15 protein-coding genes are annotated in these 14,665 nt (G+C 72.2%); 7 read left to right on the plus strand and 8 right to left on the minus strand.

Annotated features, from left to right (window positions below):
* Positions 1-20: 20 nt before the first annotated feature.
* A complete protein-coding gene (locus tag DEJ02_RS04005; protein WP_111032067.1) occupies positions 21-596 on the plus strand; it encodes a GNAT family N-acetyltransferase in 576 nt (191 codons plus the stop codon).
* Complete coding sequence (locus tag DEJ02_RS04010; protein WP_111032068.1) at positions 593-1,102, plus strand: SRPBCC family protein; 510 nt, start codon at positions 593-595, stop codon at positions 1,100-1,102. The genes DEJ02_RS04005 and DEJ02_RS04010 overlap by 4 nt, the downstream gene beginning before the upstream one ends.
* Here the strand turns inward: DEJ02_RS04010 and DEJ02_RS04015 are convergent.
* The 6 genes from DEJ02_RS04015 to DEJ02_RS04040 form a co-directional block, all read right to left on the minus strand.
* Complete coding sequence (locus tag DEJ02_RS04015; RefSeq protein WP_111032069.1) at positions 1,069-1,902, minus strand: MurR/RpiR family transcriptional regulator; 834 nt, start codon at positions 1,900-1,902, stop codon at positions 1,069-1,071. The two genes, DEJ02_RS04010 and DEJ02_RS04015, sit on opposite strands and share 34 nt — an antisense overlap.
* Positions 1,899-3,158, minus strand: a complete 1,260-nt coding sequence (locus DEJ02_RS04020) for an allantoate amidohydrolase (RefSeq protein WP_111032070.1) — start codon at positions 3,156-3,158, stop codon at positions 1,899-1,901. Before DEJ02_RS04020 ends, DEJ02_RS04015 begins: the two co-directional genes overlap by 4 nt.
* Positions 3,155-4,408, minus strand: a complete 1,254-nt coding sequence (locus DEJ02_RS04025) for an alanine--glyoxylate aminotransferase family protein (protein WP_111032071.1) — start codon at positions 4,406-4,408, stop codon at positions 3,155-3,157. Before DEJ02_RS04025 ends, DEJ02_RS04020 begins: the two co-directional genes overlap by 4 nt.
* A gap of 43 nt (positions 4,409-4,451) precedes the next feature.
* Positions 4,452-5,828 (minus strand): allantoinase AllB, encoded by a 1,377-nt coding sequence (allB, locus tag DEJ02_RS04030; protein WP_111032072.1) that lies wholly within the window; start codon positions 5,826-5,828, stop codon positions 4,452-4,454.
* Complete coding sequence (locus DEJ02_RS04035; protein WP_111029312.1) at positions 5,825-6,589, minus strand: aspartate/glutamate racemase family protein; 765 nt, start codon at positions 6,587-6,589, stop codon at positions 5,825-5,827. The genes allB and DEJ02_RS04035 overlap by 4 nt, the downstream gene beginning before the upstream one ends.
* A gap of 158 nt (positions 6,590-6,747) precedes the next feature.
* Complete coding sequence (locus DEJ02_RS04040) at positions 6,748-8,313, minus strand: NCS1 family nucleobase:cation symporter-1 (protein ID WP_111032073.1); 1,566 nt, start codon at positions 8,311-8,313, stop codon at positions 6,748-6,750.
* Positions 8,314-8,586: 273 nt separating this feature from the next.
* Between DEJ02_RS04040 and DEJ02_RS04045 the strand changes: the two genes are divergently transcribed.
* Entirely contained in the window at positions 8,587-9,150 is a 564-nt protein-coding gene (locus tag DEJ02_RS04045) for a VOC family protein (RefSeq protein WP_071405071.1), read from the plus strand.
* A 4-nt stretch (positions 9,151-9,154) separates the two neighbouring features.
* Here DEJ02_RS04045 and DEJ02_RS04050 read toward each other — a convergent pair whose 3' ends face one another.
* Positions 9,155-9,886 carry a FadR/GntR family transcriptional regulator gene (locus tag DEJ02_RS04050; protein ID WP_111022162.1) on the minus strand — a complete coding sequence of 244 codons (732 nt, stop codon included), beginning with the start codon at positions 9,884-9,886 and terminating at the stop codon, positions 9,155-9,157.
* 86 nt (positions 9,887-9,972) lie between these two features.
* Here DEJ02_RS04050 and DEJ02_RS04055 point away from each other — a divergent pair, with 86 nt between their 5' ends.
* The 4 genes from DEJ02_RS04055 (at position 9,973) to DEJ02_RS04070 (ending at position 14,164) form a co-directional block, all read left to right on the plus strand.
* The gene (locus DEJ02_RS04055; RefSeq protein ID WP_258378653.1) at positions 9,973-10,878 is read left to right on the plus strand and encodes a proline iminopeptidase-family hydrolase; all 906 of its coding nucleotides are present in this window, start codon (positions 9,973-9,975) and stop codon (positions 10,876-10,878) included.
* Between the two features lie 110 nt (positions 10,879-10,988).
* Entirely contained in the window at positions 10,989-12,395 is a 1,407-nt protein-coding gene (locus tag DEJ02_RS04060; RefSeq protein ID WP_111032075.1) for an APC family permease, read from the plus strand.
* Positions 12,392-13,321: an acetamidase/formamidase family protein gene (locus DEJ02_RS04065; RefSeq protein ID WP_111032076.1), complete on the plus strand. Its 930-nt coding sequence runs from the start codon at positions 12,392-12,394 to the stop codon at positions 13,319-13,321. The genes DEJ02_RS04060 and DEJ02_RS04065 overlap by 4 nt, the downstream gene beginning before the upstream one ends.
* A 75-nt stretch (positions 13,322-13,396) precedes the next feature.
* Positions 13,397-14,164 (plus strand): SGNH/GDSL hydrolase family protein, encoded by a 768-nt coding sequence (locus DEJ02_RS04070; protein ID WP_258378654.1) that lies wholly within the window; start codon positions 13,397-13,399, stop codon positions 14,162-14,164.
* A gap of 6 nt (positions 14,165-14,170) precedes the next feature.
* Here DEJ02_RS04070 and DEJ02_RS04075 read toward each other — a convergent pair whose 3' ends face one another.
* Positions 14,171-14,662 (minus strand): GNAT family N-acetyltransferase, encoded by a 492-nt coding sequence (locus DEJ02_RS04075; protein ID WP_110862263.1) that lies wholly within the window; start codon positions 14,660-14,662, stop codon positions 14,171-14,173.
* Between the last annotated feature and the right edge of the window lie 3 nt (positions 14,663-14,665).

Genomic DNA, 14,665 nt, shown 5'->3' on the forward strand with positions numbered 1-14,665 from the left:
GTCGTGGCTAGGCTCGAACCGTGCAGCCCGTCACCCTCCGCACCGAGCGACTGGTGCTCTCGGTCCCCGAGCTCGGCGACGCCGACGACGTGGTGGCCTACGCCAACGACCCCGACGTCATCGCTTCCACCCCGGTGCCGGTGCCGTACGGGCACGCCGAGGCACGGTACTGGATCACTGACGTCGTCGCGGCCGGCTGGGCGGCGGACAGCCGGTACGAGTTCGGTATCCGGCGCGCGGACGACCTCCGGCTGCTCGGCACGGTCGGGCTGTTCGCCTTCGCCGACGGGGCCGCCGAGATCGGCTACGCCATGCACCCGGACGGTCGCGGCTCCGGCATCATGACGGAGGCCGCCGAGCGCGTGCTGCAGTGGGCCTTCGCCGGTCCGCCCGAGGGACTCGGTCTCGTCCGGGTGCAGTGGCGCGCGATCGCCACGAACACCGCGTCGGCCGCGGTCGCACAGCGGCTCGGGCTTCGGTTCGAAGGACGTACGCGGTCGAGCGTGCTGCACCGCGGCAGCCGGCACGACCAGTTGCTCGCCGCCGCGTTGCACGACGACGATCGGTCCGCCGTAACGGTCTGGCCGGCGTCGTGACCGTCTCGTTCCGGGTCGTGACGGAGCTGCCGGTTCCGCCGGAGCGCGCCTTCGCGCTGTCGCTCGACATCGGCGCGCACGAGCGATCGATGGTCGCGACCGACGAACGCGCCGTCGCCGGGACGACGGCCGGCATGATCGGCCTGGGCGAGTCCGTCACCTGGCGTGTGCGGCACTTCGGGATCGTCTGGCGGATGACGAGCCGGATCACCGCCCTGGAGGCGCCCCACCGGTTCGTCGACGAACAGGTGCGTGGGCCGTTCGCCCGGTTCCACCACGAGCACCGGTTCGAGCCGTCGGCCGGCGGCACGCGCATGGTCGACACCATCACGTTCCGCGCACCGCTCGGTCCGCTGGGCCGCCTGGCCGAGGTGCTCGCGCTGGCCCGGTACATGCCGAAGCTCATCGCCGACCGAAACGCCTCGCTCGCCGCCGAACTGCGTGCCGAGCAGCGCGCCGGATCCGACGGCGATCAGGGCGCAGCGAGCTCCCCGAGCGCGTCGTAGGCGGTGGCGACGGCGTCGACCCGCACCCGGCCACCGGGACCCGAGGCGTCGTAGACGTCGTTCGTGATCGCTGCGACGACGGCGAACAGCGCGGCCATCGAGTCGAACGCCGACGGTGAGTCGACCGGGCAGAGGATCGCGGTGGCGGCGGGAGCGGCGATGACCGCGGCCGTCGGGTCGCCGAGGACGATGACGTCCGCCCCGGAGTCGACGCAGTGCCGGACGATCCGTTCGACCCCGGCGGTGTGCCGACGCACGGTCACCAGGATCACGAGGTCGTGCCGGTCGAGGTCGGCGACCTCTTCGCCAAGCCGCTGCCCGGGCGACGGACCGACCCGGACGTCGGACCGCACCTGCGCCAGCTGGGACCGCAGCTGCAGCGCGATCGGGTACGCGCCGCGTTCACCGAGGACGAGCACCCGGCGGGCCCGGACGATCCGACGGGCCAGTCGCGGGCGGTCCGCTCGGCCGAGGGATGCGAAGGCCGCGTCGAGGTTCCGCGCCTCGACCGCACGCTGGTCGACGTGGGCGGCGTCCTCGGCGACCCACGGCAGGCCCGAGCCCCGTGCGGACATCAGGTTCTGCCGGACCTCGGCGGCGTCCTGGAACCCCAGCGACCGCACGAGTCGCGAGACCGTGGCCTTCGAGGTGCCCGACTCGGCCGCGAGTTCGGCGGAGGTGCCGACGAGCAGGAGTTCCGGGTCGTGGCGGACCATCGCGGCGACCCGACGTTCGGCGGGCGAGAGCTGTTCCCAGACGGAGTCGATCCGGGCGCGGACGTCGGGGCCTGCGGTGCTCATGCGCGGGCCACCCGGTCGACGGCGACGGCCAGGGCATCGAGGCCGAGGGCGATGTCCGGCGTCGACACGAACTCGTCCGGGTGGTGGCTGATGCCGTCGGGGTTGCGGAGGAACAGCATCGCCACGTCGGTCACGAGTCCGAGCGACATCGCGTCGTGGCCGGCTCGCGAGAACAGCTCCATCGGCGCGGTCTCACCCGTCGACGCGATCCCGGCGCGGACGGCGTCCATCAGGCGGGGCGAGCAGAACACCGCGGGCGCCCGGTGCACCTCGGTCGGGGTGACGCTCACCCCGCGCCGTTCACCGATGAGCGTGAAGGCCTTGGTGAGTTCGTCCCAGACCTCGTCGCGCTCGTCGTCGAACTCGCCGCGCAGGTCGACGGAGAACCGTGCGAGCCCGGGGACGACGTTGACGGCTCCGGGTTCGACGGTCATCGTGCCGACGGTGCCGACCTGGTGCGATGCCCGGCAGATCCGTTCCACCGCGAGCGCGGCCTCGGCGGCGGCGAGCAGGGCGTCGTGCCGGCGCTCGTAGGGGGTGCCGCCGGCGTGCCGGGCCTCTCCCACGGCCTCGACCGAGAACCGGCGGGCACTCGCGATGCTCGTGACGACCCCGAGGGCCTGCCCGGCCTGTTCGAGGTACGGCCCCTGCTCGATGTGCGCCTCGAGGTAGCCGACCACCGAGGCCGGGTCGACCGCGGCGTCGCCGACGCGCTCCGGGTCGAGGCCGAAGTCGGTGAAGGCCTGCCGGAGCGTGACGCCGTCACCGTCGGCCAGGTCCCACCAGGCGTCGTCCCAGACCCCGGCCACCGCGGACGACCCGAGCAGGGCCTTGCCGAAGCGCGTGCCCTCTTCGTCGGAGAACGCGATGACCTCGAGCGCGACGGGCAGCGGACCGTCGGCGGTGAGCCGGGCGACCGTGCGGATCGCCATGAGCACCCCGACGACGCCGTCGTACCGGCCGGCGTCCACCACGGTGTCCAGGTGCGAGCCGAGCAGCAGCACGGGGGCGTCGGGCGTCGCGCCCGCGGCCCGGCCGTGCAGGTTGCCGGCGGCGTCCTGCCAGGTGGACAGTCCGGCGTCCTGCATCCAGCCGGCGACGAGGGCGTTCGCCCGGGCGTGCTCGGGTGACAGGTAGACGCGGGTGATCCGGCCCGGTTCGGCGCTGAGGGCGGCGAGCTCGTCGCACCAGCGGGCGACGAGTTCGGCGTCGGCGGTGCCCACGGCGGTGGCGTTCAGGACGGGCACGGCGCTCACGCGAGCACCTCCGCCCCGGCGGGAGCGACCGCTGCGGTGTCGTCGCGGAAGACGTCGAGTGCGGCATCGACACCACCGCCGTGCGGGACCGTGTGCCCGGCCCGGCGCAGGGTGTGCTCGAGCGCGGCCAGGGTCGTGACGACGGTGTCCTTCCGGGCGTTGTAGCCCATCGTGCCGATGCGCCAGACGCGTCCGTGCAGCGGCCCGAACGAGGTGCCGATCTCGATCCCGTGGTCGTCGAGCATCGCGCCGCGCACCTGGTCGCCGACGACGTCGGAGGGGATCTCGACGGCGACGACGTTGTGCATCTTGTGGGCGACGTCACCGAAGACCGGGAGTCCGAGGGCCTGCACCCCGGCGAGCATCGCGCGCCCGGCGGTCTCGTGGCGGGCGACGACGGCGTCGCGGCCTTCCTCGAGCAGGATGCGGGCGCACTCGTGGGCGGCGTAGAGCATCGAAGCGGCCTCGGTGTGGTGGTTCAGGCGGCGCGGGCCCCAGTAGTCGAGGATCATCGCGAGGTCGAAGTAGTTCGAGCGGATCGGTTCGTCGGCGACGTCGTCACCGGGTTCGCGGATGCCGGCCTCGACGCTCCGCCGCTCGTCGAGCACGGCCACGGCCTTGGGCGACAGCGTGACGGGTGCGCTGCCGGACGGGCCGCCGAGGCACTTCTGCAGCCCGGCGCTCACGGCGTCGATCCCCCAGGCGTCGACCTCGAGCGGGTTGCCGCCGACCGTCGCCGTGGCGTCGGTGTAGAGCAGGACGCCGTACCGCTCGCAGATCGCACCGAGCTCGTCGAGCGGCTGGTTCATCGTGGTCGAGGTGTCGCCCTGCACGACCGCCAGCACCTTCGGACGGACACGGGCGATCGCCGACTCGATCGCGGACGGCGTGAAGACCTGGCCCCAGTCGGTCTCGATGGTGTGGACCTCGGCCCCGGCACGGCCGGCGATCTCGGCGAGCAGGTGCCCGAACCGACCGAACACCGGCACGAGCACGCGGTCACCCGGGGCGAGCAGTGACACCAGCACCGCTTCGATCCCCGCGCGCGAGGTGCCGTCCACGAGCAGCGTCGCGTCGTTGCGGGTGCCGAACACGCGGCGGTAGAGCGCCTGCGTCTCGTTCATCGTCGAGGTCATCCAGGGGTCGTACTGGCCGACGAGCGGCGTCGACAGGGCACGGAGCACGCGCGGGTCGGCGTCGATCGGACCGGGCCCCATGAGGAGACGAGCGGGTGGGTTCACTGGGAGCATGCTGGTTCCTTCCGTTCCTGATCCGACGATACCGGAACGATCGTTACAGGGGTGTTTCCGCCGCGAGCACGGGCCGTCCGGCCAGCTGCCCCTCGACACCGACCACACCGCCGTCCGCCGTGGCGATGCGACGGCCGCGGAGCCAGGTCTCGGTGACGCTGCCGCGCACGCGGAGCCCGTCGAACGCGGACACCGGGTTGCGGTGCTCGAGCCCGGCGACGTCGACGACCGACTCGGCGGAGGGGTCGAACACAGCGAAGTGCGCCAGGGCACCGGGAGCGATCACCCCGCGGTCGCGCAGCCCGACCAGGGCGGCCGGACCGGTCGTGAACAGCGGGAGCAGCGCCTCGAGCGGGATCCCGCGACGCTCGGCCTCGGTCCACACCGCCCGGAACCCGACCTGCAGGCCGGCGACCCCGCCCCAAGCGAGGCCCCAGTCATCGGTCTTCAGGTCGGCGGTGGAGGGCGAGTGGTCCGACACGACGAGGTCGATCGTGCCGTCGAGCACACCGGCCCACAGCGCGTCGCGGTTGGCGTCGTCGCGGATCGGTGGGCAGCACTTGTAGGCGGTCGCGCCGTCCGGGATCGTGCCCGCCTCGAACGACAGGTAGTGCGGGCAGGTCTCGACCGTGATCCGGACGCCGTCGTCCTTCGCCGCGCGGAGCATCGGCAGCGCGCCCGCGTCGGACAGGTGCAGCACGTGCACCCGCGCACCGGTCGCCCGCGCGCCGTCGATGACCTGCGCGATCGCGGACCGTTCGGCGGCGACGGGCCGGGTGGCCAGGAAGTCGGCGTACCGACCACCGAGCGCCCGGTGCGGCACGAGGTGCTCCGGGTCCTCGGCGTGCACGATCAGCAGGGCGTCGATCCGGGCGACCTCGGCGATCACGGCTCGGAGCTGCTCGGGGTCGAGGTGCGGGAACTCGTCGACACCGCTCGGCGCTGTGAAGCACTTGAACCCGAAGACGCCGGCGTCGTGCAGGGCGTCGAGCGACCCGAGATTCGCCGGAACCGCGCCACCCCAGAACCCGACGTCGACCGCCGCCCGGCCCTCGGCACTCGCACGCTTGACGGCGAGCGCCTCGACCGTGGTCGTCGCGGGGATCGAGTTGAGCGGCATGTCCACGATCGTGGTGACCCCGCCCATCGCAGCGGCCCGGGTCGCGGACGCGAAGCCCTCCCACTCGGTGCGGCCGGGCTCGTTGACGTGCACGTGCGTGTCGACGAGCCCGGGGAGCAGCACCTGCCCGGCCGGCACGGTGTGGTCCTGCACGGCGTCGACGACCGCGTCGACGGGCAGGACGCCGGTGACCCGGCCGTCGTGGACGACGACCGCGGCAGGACGGAACGCCCCGTCGACCCAGGCTCGCTGCGCGCGGACGACCAGGTCTGCCGTGTCGCCCGCCGGGAGGCCCGTCATGCGCCCGCCCCGGCCGTCGCGACCGCCGCCGGGTGGCGTTCGAAGCCCGCCAGCAGCCCCGACATCGCCTTCACCGGCGGCAGGGCGTACTCGCCGCGCTTGCCCGTGGACAACCCGAGCCGGACGAGCGACTCCGCCAGGACCGTGGCCGCCGCGACGCCGTCGACGACCGGTGCCCCGATCGCCAGCGAGACCTCGGCGCAGAAGTCGGCCATGCCCGCGCACCCGAGCACGACGGCGTCGGCTCCGCCGTCGATGACCGCTCGGCACTCCTCGATCACGAGCGCACGGGCACCGGACTCGGGGTCGTCGAGCTCGAGCACCGGGACCTCGCACGCCCGGATCTCGGTGACGAGCGGGGCGAAGCCGTAGCGCTGGGCGAGCTCGTGGGCGCGGCCGGTCGTCCGCGCCAGGGTCGTGACGACGCCGAACCGGCGGCCGAGCATCGCGGCGGCGTGGAACCCGGCCTCGGCGATCCCGATCACCGGCACCGTCGCGAGCTCCCGCGCGGCGTCGAGCCCCGGGTCCCCGAAGCAGGCGACGACGAACGCGTCCACCCCGTCCTGCTCGCCGCGCGCGATCTGCTCGAGCAGCCCGGGCACGGCCAGGGCCTCTTCGTAGTGGCTCTCGATCGAGGCCGGCCCCATCGAGGGTTCGACCGCTTCGACCAGCGTGCCGGGGGCCGCGGCGGCCTGGGCCGCGACGCCGATCGCCCGTGTCATCGACGCGGTGGTGTTGGGGTTGACGACGCGGATGCGCATCGGGGTCCTTCCGGTGGAGCGAGTGGAGCGGTGGAACCGGTGGTGCTGGGTGGTGACCATCGTGGCGGGGGCGGGGCGGGCCTCCCGGCCGTGGTGTGGATCTGTGGACGACCGAGCGCCGCGACCGCCCTGTGGAGGACAGGCCGCGACGCCGGGGGTCAGGCGCGACCGACGGCCGCGCCGTCGTCGACCGAGGGGTCGTCCGCGTCGAGCACGGGCATGCTCGGCCGGACACGCTCGAGCGCCCAGAAGACGACGAGGCCCAGGCCGCACCCGATGAACCAGCTGTAGCTCGCCAGCCACGGCAGCACGCCGAGTGCCGGGGGCAGGACCGCGCTCGCCACCGAGATCGCGCCGGTGACCGCGAGGGTCCAGATGGCGTTCGGGTTGAACCCGCCGCGGTACCAGTACCGGGCGGTGCGGCTCGTGGAGTACATGTCGTCGATCGCGATGCGCTGCTTGCCGACGATGTAGTAGCCCGCGATGAGGATGCCGAACAGCGGGCCGATCAGCGCACCGAGCACCCCGAGCGTGTACAGGATCGCCTGGTCGTTGCCGTACCAGTTCCACGGGGTGAGGAGCACGGAGCCGACCGCGGCGATCATGCCCCCGGCCCGCCACGAGATCTTCCGGGGTGCCACGTTCGAGAAGTCGAACGCGGGGCTGATGAAGTTCGCCACGATGTTGATGCCGACGGTCGCCGTGACGAAGGTCAGGCCGCCGAGCAGGATCGCGAAGGGTGCTCCGATGGCCTGCACGGTCTCGATCGGGTCGGTGATGAGCTTGCCGAACACCGGCACCGTCGCACTGGCGCAGAGGACCGTCAGGACCGAGAAGAACAGGAAGTTGATCGGCAGACCCCAGAAGTTGCCGCGCTTGACCGCACGGAACGACCGGCCGTAGCGCGAGAAGTCACCGAAGTTCAGCATCGGGCCGGAGAAGTAGCTGACCACCAGGGCGACCGCGGACAGCATCACCGGGATCGACGCCCCGAACGACAGCGGCTCGCCGGCCGACAGGGTGAACGAGATGTTGCCGACGCCCGCCTGGCTGACCAGGTAGACCGCGAGCACGATCATCACCACGTAGACCGCCGGACCGGCCCAGTCGATGAACCGCTTGATCGCCTCCATGCCCATCCAGAACAGCGCGCCCTGTGCCACCCAGAGGATCGCGTACGAGATCCAGCCCAGGGCCGACAGCCCGAGGAACGAGTGGTCGAGCAGCCCCGCCGACGCCGGGATGAACTTGAGGAAGATGATGTTCAGCGACTGGGCGGCGAGGAAGGTCTGCACGCCGTACCAGGCCATCGCGATGAGGCCACGGATGATGGCGGGGACGTTCGCGCCGAGCACCCCGAACACCGCACGGTTGATCACCGGGTACGGCACACCGGTGCGCTGCGACGGCTTCGCGACCAGGTTGGCGAAGACCTGCACGATGAGGATGCCGACCACCAGAGCGATGAGCACCTGCCAGCTCGCGATGCCGAGGGCGAAGAGCGACCCGGCGGTGACGTAGCCGCCGACGGAGTGCACGTCGGACATCCAGAACGCGAAGAAGTTGTAGCTCGTCCAGCGCTGCTCGCGCAGCGGGGCGAGGTCCTCGTTCGTGAGCGCCGGGTCGTACCCGGGCTTGACGACACCGGCACCCGCTGGGGCGGGAGCGGCGGTCGTGGTGGGGGCGTGGGGCGCGGCGACTGGTGTCGCGATGTCGGTAGCCATGGCGTCCTCCGAGGGAGTGGGAAGCGGGGCGGTGCGTGCTTGAGCACGAAGCTACGGAGCGACTTCGCCCCCGCCGTTTCCCTCGTGTAACGGTCGTGTGTCCCGCACCCCGTCCTGGAACGACCGTTCCGGGACGGTGGTCGAGACCGGCGCCGACCGCTCCCGGTGCCGCGCGCCGAGCCGCGGTGCGGCTTGCCGCATCGATGGGCACCGACCCCGCACGGACCTCGCCCCGACCCGAGCCGCGGGGACCGCCGGTGGTACGAATCGACCATGAGCAGGGGAATCAGGATCGACCACGTGGGCGTCACGGTGCCGGACATCGACGCAGCCACGCAGTTCTTCGAGGCGGCGTTCGACGCCGTCGTCCTGTACGACATGCGGCGTCGTGACGAGACGCCGAACAGCAGTTCCGAGGCGCACGGCTACCTCGGCATCCCGAGCACCATGGCGCAGGGGGCCATGCGGATGCTCGCGCTGCCGGAGGGGCCGGGGCTCGAGCTGTTCGAGTACCTGGGGCCCGAGCAGCGGAACGCCGCACACCCGTCCGACCTGGGATGGCAGCACCTGGCGATGTACGCCGACGACCTGGACGAGACGCTCGCCCGGGTCGAGTCAGCCGGCGGTACCCGGAACTCCGACCCGCGCGACCTGCGCGGTGACGAGGCGGGTGCCGGCAACCGGTTCGTCTACACCCGCACGCCGTGGGGGTCGACGCTCGAGCTCGTCAGCTACCCGACGCCGCAGCCGTACCTGGTGTACGCGCCGCGGCCGAAGTGGGCGCCGTGGCCGATGCCGGACGACGTCTACCCGGTGCCGGCACCCGCCGTGCACTGACCACTCAGTGGCGGGGCACCTGCCCCGTCCGCCGCACGGCCCGTTCGAGCAGTTCGACGTCGATCCCGACGTGCTGCCGGGCGATGACGCCCGCCTCGGGCGCCCGCCCCGAACACACCGCGTCCACCAGCAGTTCGTGCTCGTGGAGCGCGCGGGTCTCCATCTCCGCCATGCCCTCGGCCGTGCCCCACAGGTGCGCCGGAGCGGCGATGGAGATCTGCGCCTCCAACCCGGCGAGCGCCGTCCGCAGGGCGTCGTTCCGCGCGGCGTCGATGATCGTCCGGTGCAGCACGGCGTCGGCCTGCTGCTTCTCGAGGCCCGAGGTGGCGTCGCGGAACACCTCGAGCCGCGCACGGATCAGGGCGGCGTCGTCCGGGGTGACCCGTTCCGCGGCGGCCGTCGCGAGTGCCCCGTGCAACAAAGCGATGGCGTCGGCGGTGTCCTGGATCGCCTCCCACCGGGCGAGCAGCACCCGTCCGACGGCGTCCGATGAGTTGTCCGGCCACTCGGTGCGGACGAACGTGCCGCCACCCCGGCCTCGACGGGTCTCGAGCAGGCCCCGTTCGACGAGCCGGGCGATCGCACCGCGCACGGTGACCCGGGCGACGCCGAGCAGGCCGGCGAGTTCGCGTTCCGGCGGCAGGTTCGCGCCGGGCAGGTACTCACCCACGGCGACGGCGGTCACGAGGCGGTCCTCGACCTCGTCGACGCGCGTCTCGGTCGCACGATCGGACACACGGACCCCCTTCGCGGTGTTACGACCACGTTAAGGCAGCAGAAAAGGTATTGCGTGGGACCTTTTTCCGCTCCATGCTGACCCCCATGTCCAGCATCACCGAATCCACGATGCCGTTCCGCGACGGCGAGACCTGGTACCGGGTCACCACGCCCGACACCCCGGTCGCCGGCGCGCTGCCCCTCGTCGTCCTGCACGGCGGGCCCGGCATGGCCCACGACTACCTCCGGAACCTCGCGGCCCTGGCCGACGAGACCGGCCGGACCGTCGTCCACCACGACCAGTTCGGCTGCGGCCGGAGCAGCCACCGCCCGGACGCGCCGGTCGACACCTGGCAGCCGCAGCTGTTCGTCGACGAGTACGCCGCCTTGGTCGAGCACCTCGGGCTCGGCGACCACCACGTGCTCGGGCAGTCGTGGGGCGGCATGCTCGGCGCCGAGATCGCGGTGCAGCAGCCCGCGGGGCTCCGGTCGCTGGCGATCTGCAACTCCCCCGCGTCGATGCAGCTCTGGGTCGACGGCGCCGCCGAGCTCCGCGCGCAGCTGCCCGCCGACGTGCAGGATGCCCTGACCCGGCACGAGACGGCCGGCACCGTCGACGACTCCGAGTACCTGGCGGCGACGCAGGTCTTCTACGAGCGGCACGTCTGCCGCGTGGTCCCGATGCCGCAGGACTTCGTCGACTCCGAGGAGCAGATGGAGCGCGAGCCGACGGTCTACCACACGATGAACGGCCCGAACGAGTTCCACGTCATCGGCACGATGCGTGACTGGACCATCGTCGACCGGCTCGACCGCGTCGCCGTGCCGACGCTCGTCGTCGCCGGCGAGCACGACGAGGCCACCCCCGCCACGTGGGCGCCGTTCGTCGAGCGGATCGCCGACGTCCGGCAGCACGTCTTCCCCGGTGCGAGCCACTGCTCGCACCTGGAGCAGCCGGCGGAGTTCCGCCGGGTCGTCGCGACCTTCCTGGCCGCGCACGACGACGCCTGACCCGGCCACCTTCGGTCTGGAGGCGCGGGGCGGGCCCGCCCCGCGCCTCCAGGCAAGCAGTCCCCACCCCCACCGCCGCACCCGTCCCTCCACCCGAAACGGAACCCGACATGTCGCAGCAGCACAGCGAGCTCTCCGCACAGCAGCAGCTCGAGGCCTACGGCTACAAGCAGGAGCTCAAGCGCTCCGTCTCCACCACCGACCTGCTCATCTACGGGCTGGTCTTCATGGTCCCGATCGCCCCGTGGGCGATCTTCGGGACCGTCTACAACGCCTCCAGCGGCATGGTGCCGCTGGTGTACCTCGTCGGCCTCGTCGCGATGATCTTCACCGCCCTGGCCTACGCGCAGATGGCGAAGTCGATCCCCCTCGCCGGCAGCGTGTTCTCGTACGTCGGCCGCGGCATCCACCCCACCGCCGGGTTCTTCGCCGGCTGGGCGATCCTGCTCGACTACCTGCTCGTCCCGACGCTGCTCTACGTGTTCGCCGCGGAGAGCATGGTCGGCATCTTCCCGGGCACGCCCCGCTGGCTGTGGGCACTCGTGTTCGTCGCGATCAACACGGTCATCAACCTGGCCGGGGTGTCCTCGCTCAAGCTGGCGAACCGCATCTTCCTGCTCATCGAGCTGGTCTTCGTCGCGATCTTCGTCGTCATCGCGATCGTCGCGCTGACCGGTGGCACGATCCCCGACGCGTCCTTCGGCACCGAGCAGATCTGGGACCCGGCCAAGGTGTCGGCGCCGCTCATCGCCTCGGCCCTGTCGATCGCGGTGCTGAGCTTCCTGGGCTTCGACGGCATCTCGACGCTGTCCGAGGAGTCCACCGGCCGTCGTGGCGGAGCCGGCACGGCGATGATCCTGGCGCTCGTGATCGTGGCGTTCCTGTTCATCCTGCAGACCTGGCTCGCATCCGCCCTGGCTGCGGGGCGGGACTCGTTCTCGGACAGCGAGGCCGGCAACGCCTTCTTCACCATCGTCGAGCAGGCCTCGTCGAGCGGGTGGGCCACCGCGTTCTTCGCCGTCAACGTGCTCGCCGTCGGCATCGCGAACGCCATGGCCGCGCAGGCCGCGACGAGCCGCCTGCTCTTCTCGATGAGCCGCGACCGTCAGCTGCCCGCGTTCCTGCACAAGCTCAACGGGCGCCAGGTGCCGCAGAACGCGATCATCGTCGTCTCGGTGCTCTCCGCGATCCTCGTGCTGTTCTTCGTCGGGCAGATCGACACGATCTCGTCGCTCGTGAACTTCGGCGCGCTGTTCGGCTTCATGCTCCTGCACGTGTCCGTCTTCGTGCACCACGTCATCAAGGGGAAGTCGCGCAACTGGCTGCTGCACCTGGTCGTGCCGCTGGTCGGGTTCCTGATCATCGGGTACGTCCTGCTCAACGCCGCGGTCGAGGCGAAGGTCGGCGGGATCATCTGGCTGATCGTCGGCGCGGCCGTGTTCCTGTACTACCGACGGACCGGCCGTTCGACCGAGGTCGGCTCCGAAGCAGAACCGACGACGGAGGACGCACGATGACCCCGGACCACTTCCTGCCGAACACCCTCGGCCGCCCCGGGTTCTCGGCCGACCGGGAGCCCGTGCTGCGGGTCCGCCCCGGCACCGGCGAGACCATCGGCTTCGAGACCACCGACGCCGTTTACGCCGAACTCGACCAGCACCACGACATGGCGCAGCTGCAGGCACCGATCAACCCGGTGACCGGCCCGGTGTTCGTCGAGGGTGCGGAACCCGGCGACACCCTCGTGGTGACCATCCACGCCATCGAGCTGACCACGCACGGGTGGTCCGTTTCCCTGCCCGGCTCCGGGGCCCTGCAGCACGTGATGGGCGACCGGGTCTTCGCCCGCCGCTGCCCGATCTCGGACGACATGGTGCAGGTGTCCGACCGGCACCGGTTCCCCGTCCGGCCGATGATCGGGTGCATCGGCACGGCCCCGGCCGAGGGCGAGAACTCGACGATCATGCCGGCCTACCCGGAGGGCGGCAACATGGACGTCACCGAGGCCCGCCCCGGCTCGACGGTGTCCCTGCCCGTCCGGGTCCCCGGTGCGCTGCTGTCGATCGGCGACATCCACGCGCTCATGGCCGAGGGCGAGTCGTCGTTCGTCGCCATCGAGGCCCAGGGCACCGCGATCGTCTCCGTCGACCTGGTCAAGGGCGGTCCGGTGCTCCGCGCACCCCGCATCGAGACCGCCGACGACTGGCTGTTCGTCGGCCTCGGCGACCCCGTGCAGGAGAGCGTCCGGCGCGGGTACGAGGACGCCTTCGCGTTCCTCGTCGACGAGCACGGCTGGACCCCCGAGGACGCCTACGCGGTGCTCAGCGCGGTCGGTGACTCGAAGCTCGGCGGGCCGACCGGCTCCACCGCCCCGGACCCGTTGCACCCCTTCGCCGCCGTCGGTGCGGTCACCCTGCACCGGGTGCCGAAGTCGGTGCTGTGAAGGTTCGCTGATGCGGGTTCCCGGTACGACTGTCGCGCCGGGAACCTGCACAGGCATGTGCACGATGATGGGCGCATGCACGACACCATCCGCTACGTCGCGATCGGCGACAGCTTCTCGGAGGGCATCGGCGACGCCGGACCCGCTCCGCTCCCCGGCTGGACCGGACGACTCGCGAGCGCGATGGCCGCAGCCTCGGACGCCCACGTCTCGTACGCGAACCTCGCGGTGCGCGGCCGACTGCTCGCCGGGGTCCTCGACGGTCAACTCGAGGCCGCGCTCGCGCTCGACCCGGCGCCGACCCTGATCACCTTCTGCGCCGGCGGCAACGACCTGCTGCGCCCGCGCTTCGAGGTGGACGCGCTGATCGGACAGGTCGAGGCCGCCGCCGACCGCGTCGAGGCCACCGGGGCGCGCCTGGCACTCCTCAGCCCGGCCGACCCGAGCGCCCGCCTGCCCCTCGGTTCCCTGATCAACCGCCGCGGTGACGCCTGGGCCGAGGCGCTCGGCACCCTCGCCCGACGCCGTGGCCTGCCGTTCGTCGACGTCTCCCGCGACCCGCACCTGCGCCGCGCGGAGTTCTGGTCGGACGACCGGCTGCACATGAACGCCACCGGGCACCAGCGCGTCGCGGACCTGGCGCTGCACGCGGTCCTGGACGGCCCTGCGCCGGTCGAGCCCGCGGACCCCGGTGCCGCCCGGACCCGTCTGGGCGAGGAACTCCGCTACTACCGCGAGTACGTCCTGCCGTGGGTCCAGCGCCGGATCACCCGCACGTCGTCCGGCGACGGGCGCTCGGCGACCTACCCGACGTGGACGCCGGTGCGCGGTCAGGACGCGTAGCCAGCGTCAGCCCGCGACGTACACGCGGGTGGTGACCCCGCTCAGCGCGTGCGCGAACTCGTCGCCCGTCGCCACGAAGCCACCCGCCTCGTACAGCCGCACCGCCCGGTCGTTGTCGCCGAGCACGTGCAGCACGACGCGGGGGTGTCCGGCAGCCCGGGCATCGTGCACCGCCTCGGACAGCAGCGACCGTCCGACCCCGCGGGCCTGCACCCCGGGGCGCACCGCGAGCAACGACAGGTAGGCGGCGTCCGCCGGGTCCGTCGACCGACCGGTGCCCGGTGCCGTCACGAGCACGAAGCCGTCGACCGCCCCGTCCGGGCCGGGAGCCACCAGCCAGGCGACGTGCTCCGCCGCGAACTTCTGCCGCGCGCGCTCCCGCACCGCCGGGTCCTCGGCGGCACCGTCACGGGCAGCCACGGCCGCGGCCCACAGGTCGATGCAGGTGTCGGTCTCGTCCGGGGTCGCAGGACGCACGACCACGGACGACTCGATCACCCG

Source organism: Curtobacterium sp. MCLR17_042, assembly GCF_003234695.1.
GTDB classification, from domain to species: domain Bacteria; phylum Actinomycetota; class Actinomycetes; order Actinomycetales; family Microbacteriaceae; genus Curtobacterium; species Curtobacterium flaccumfaciens.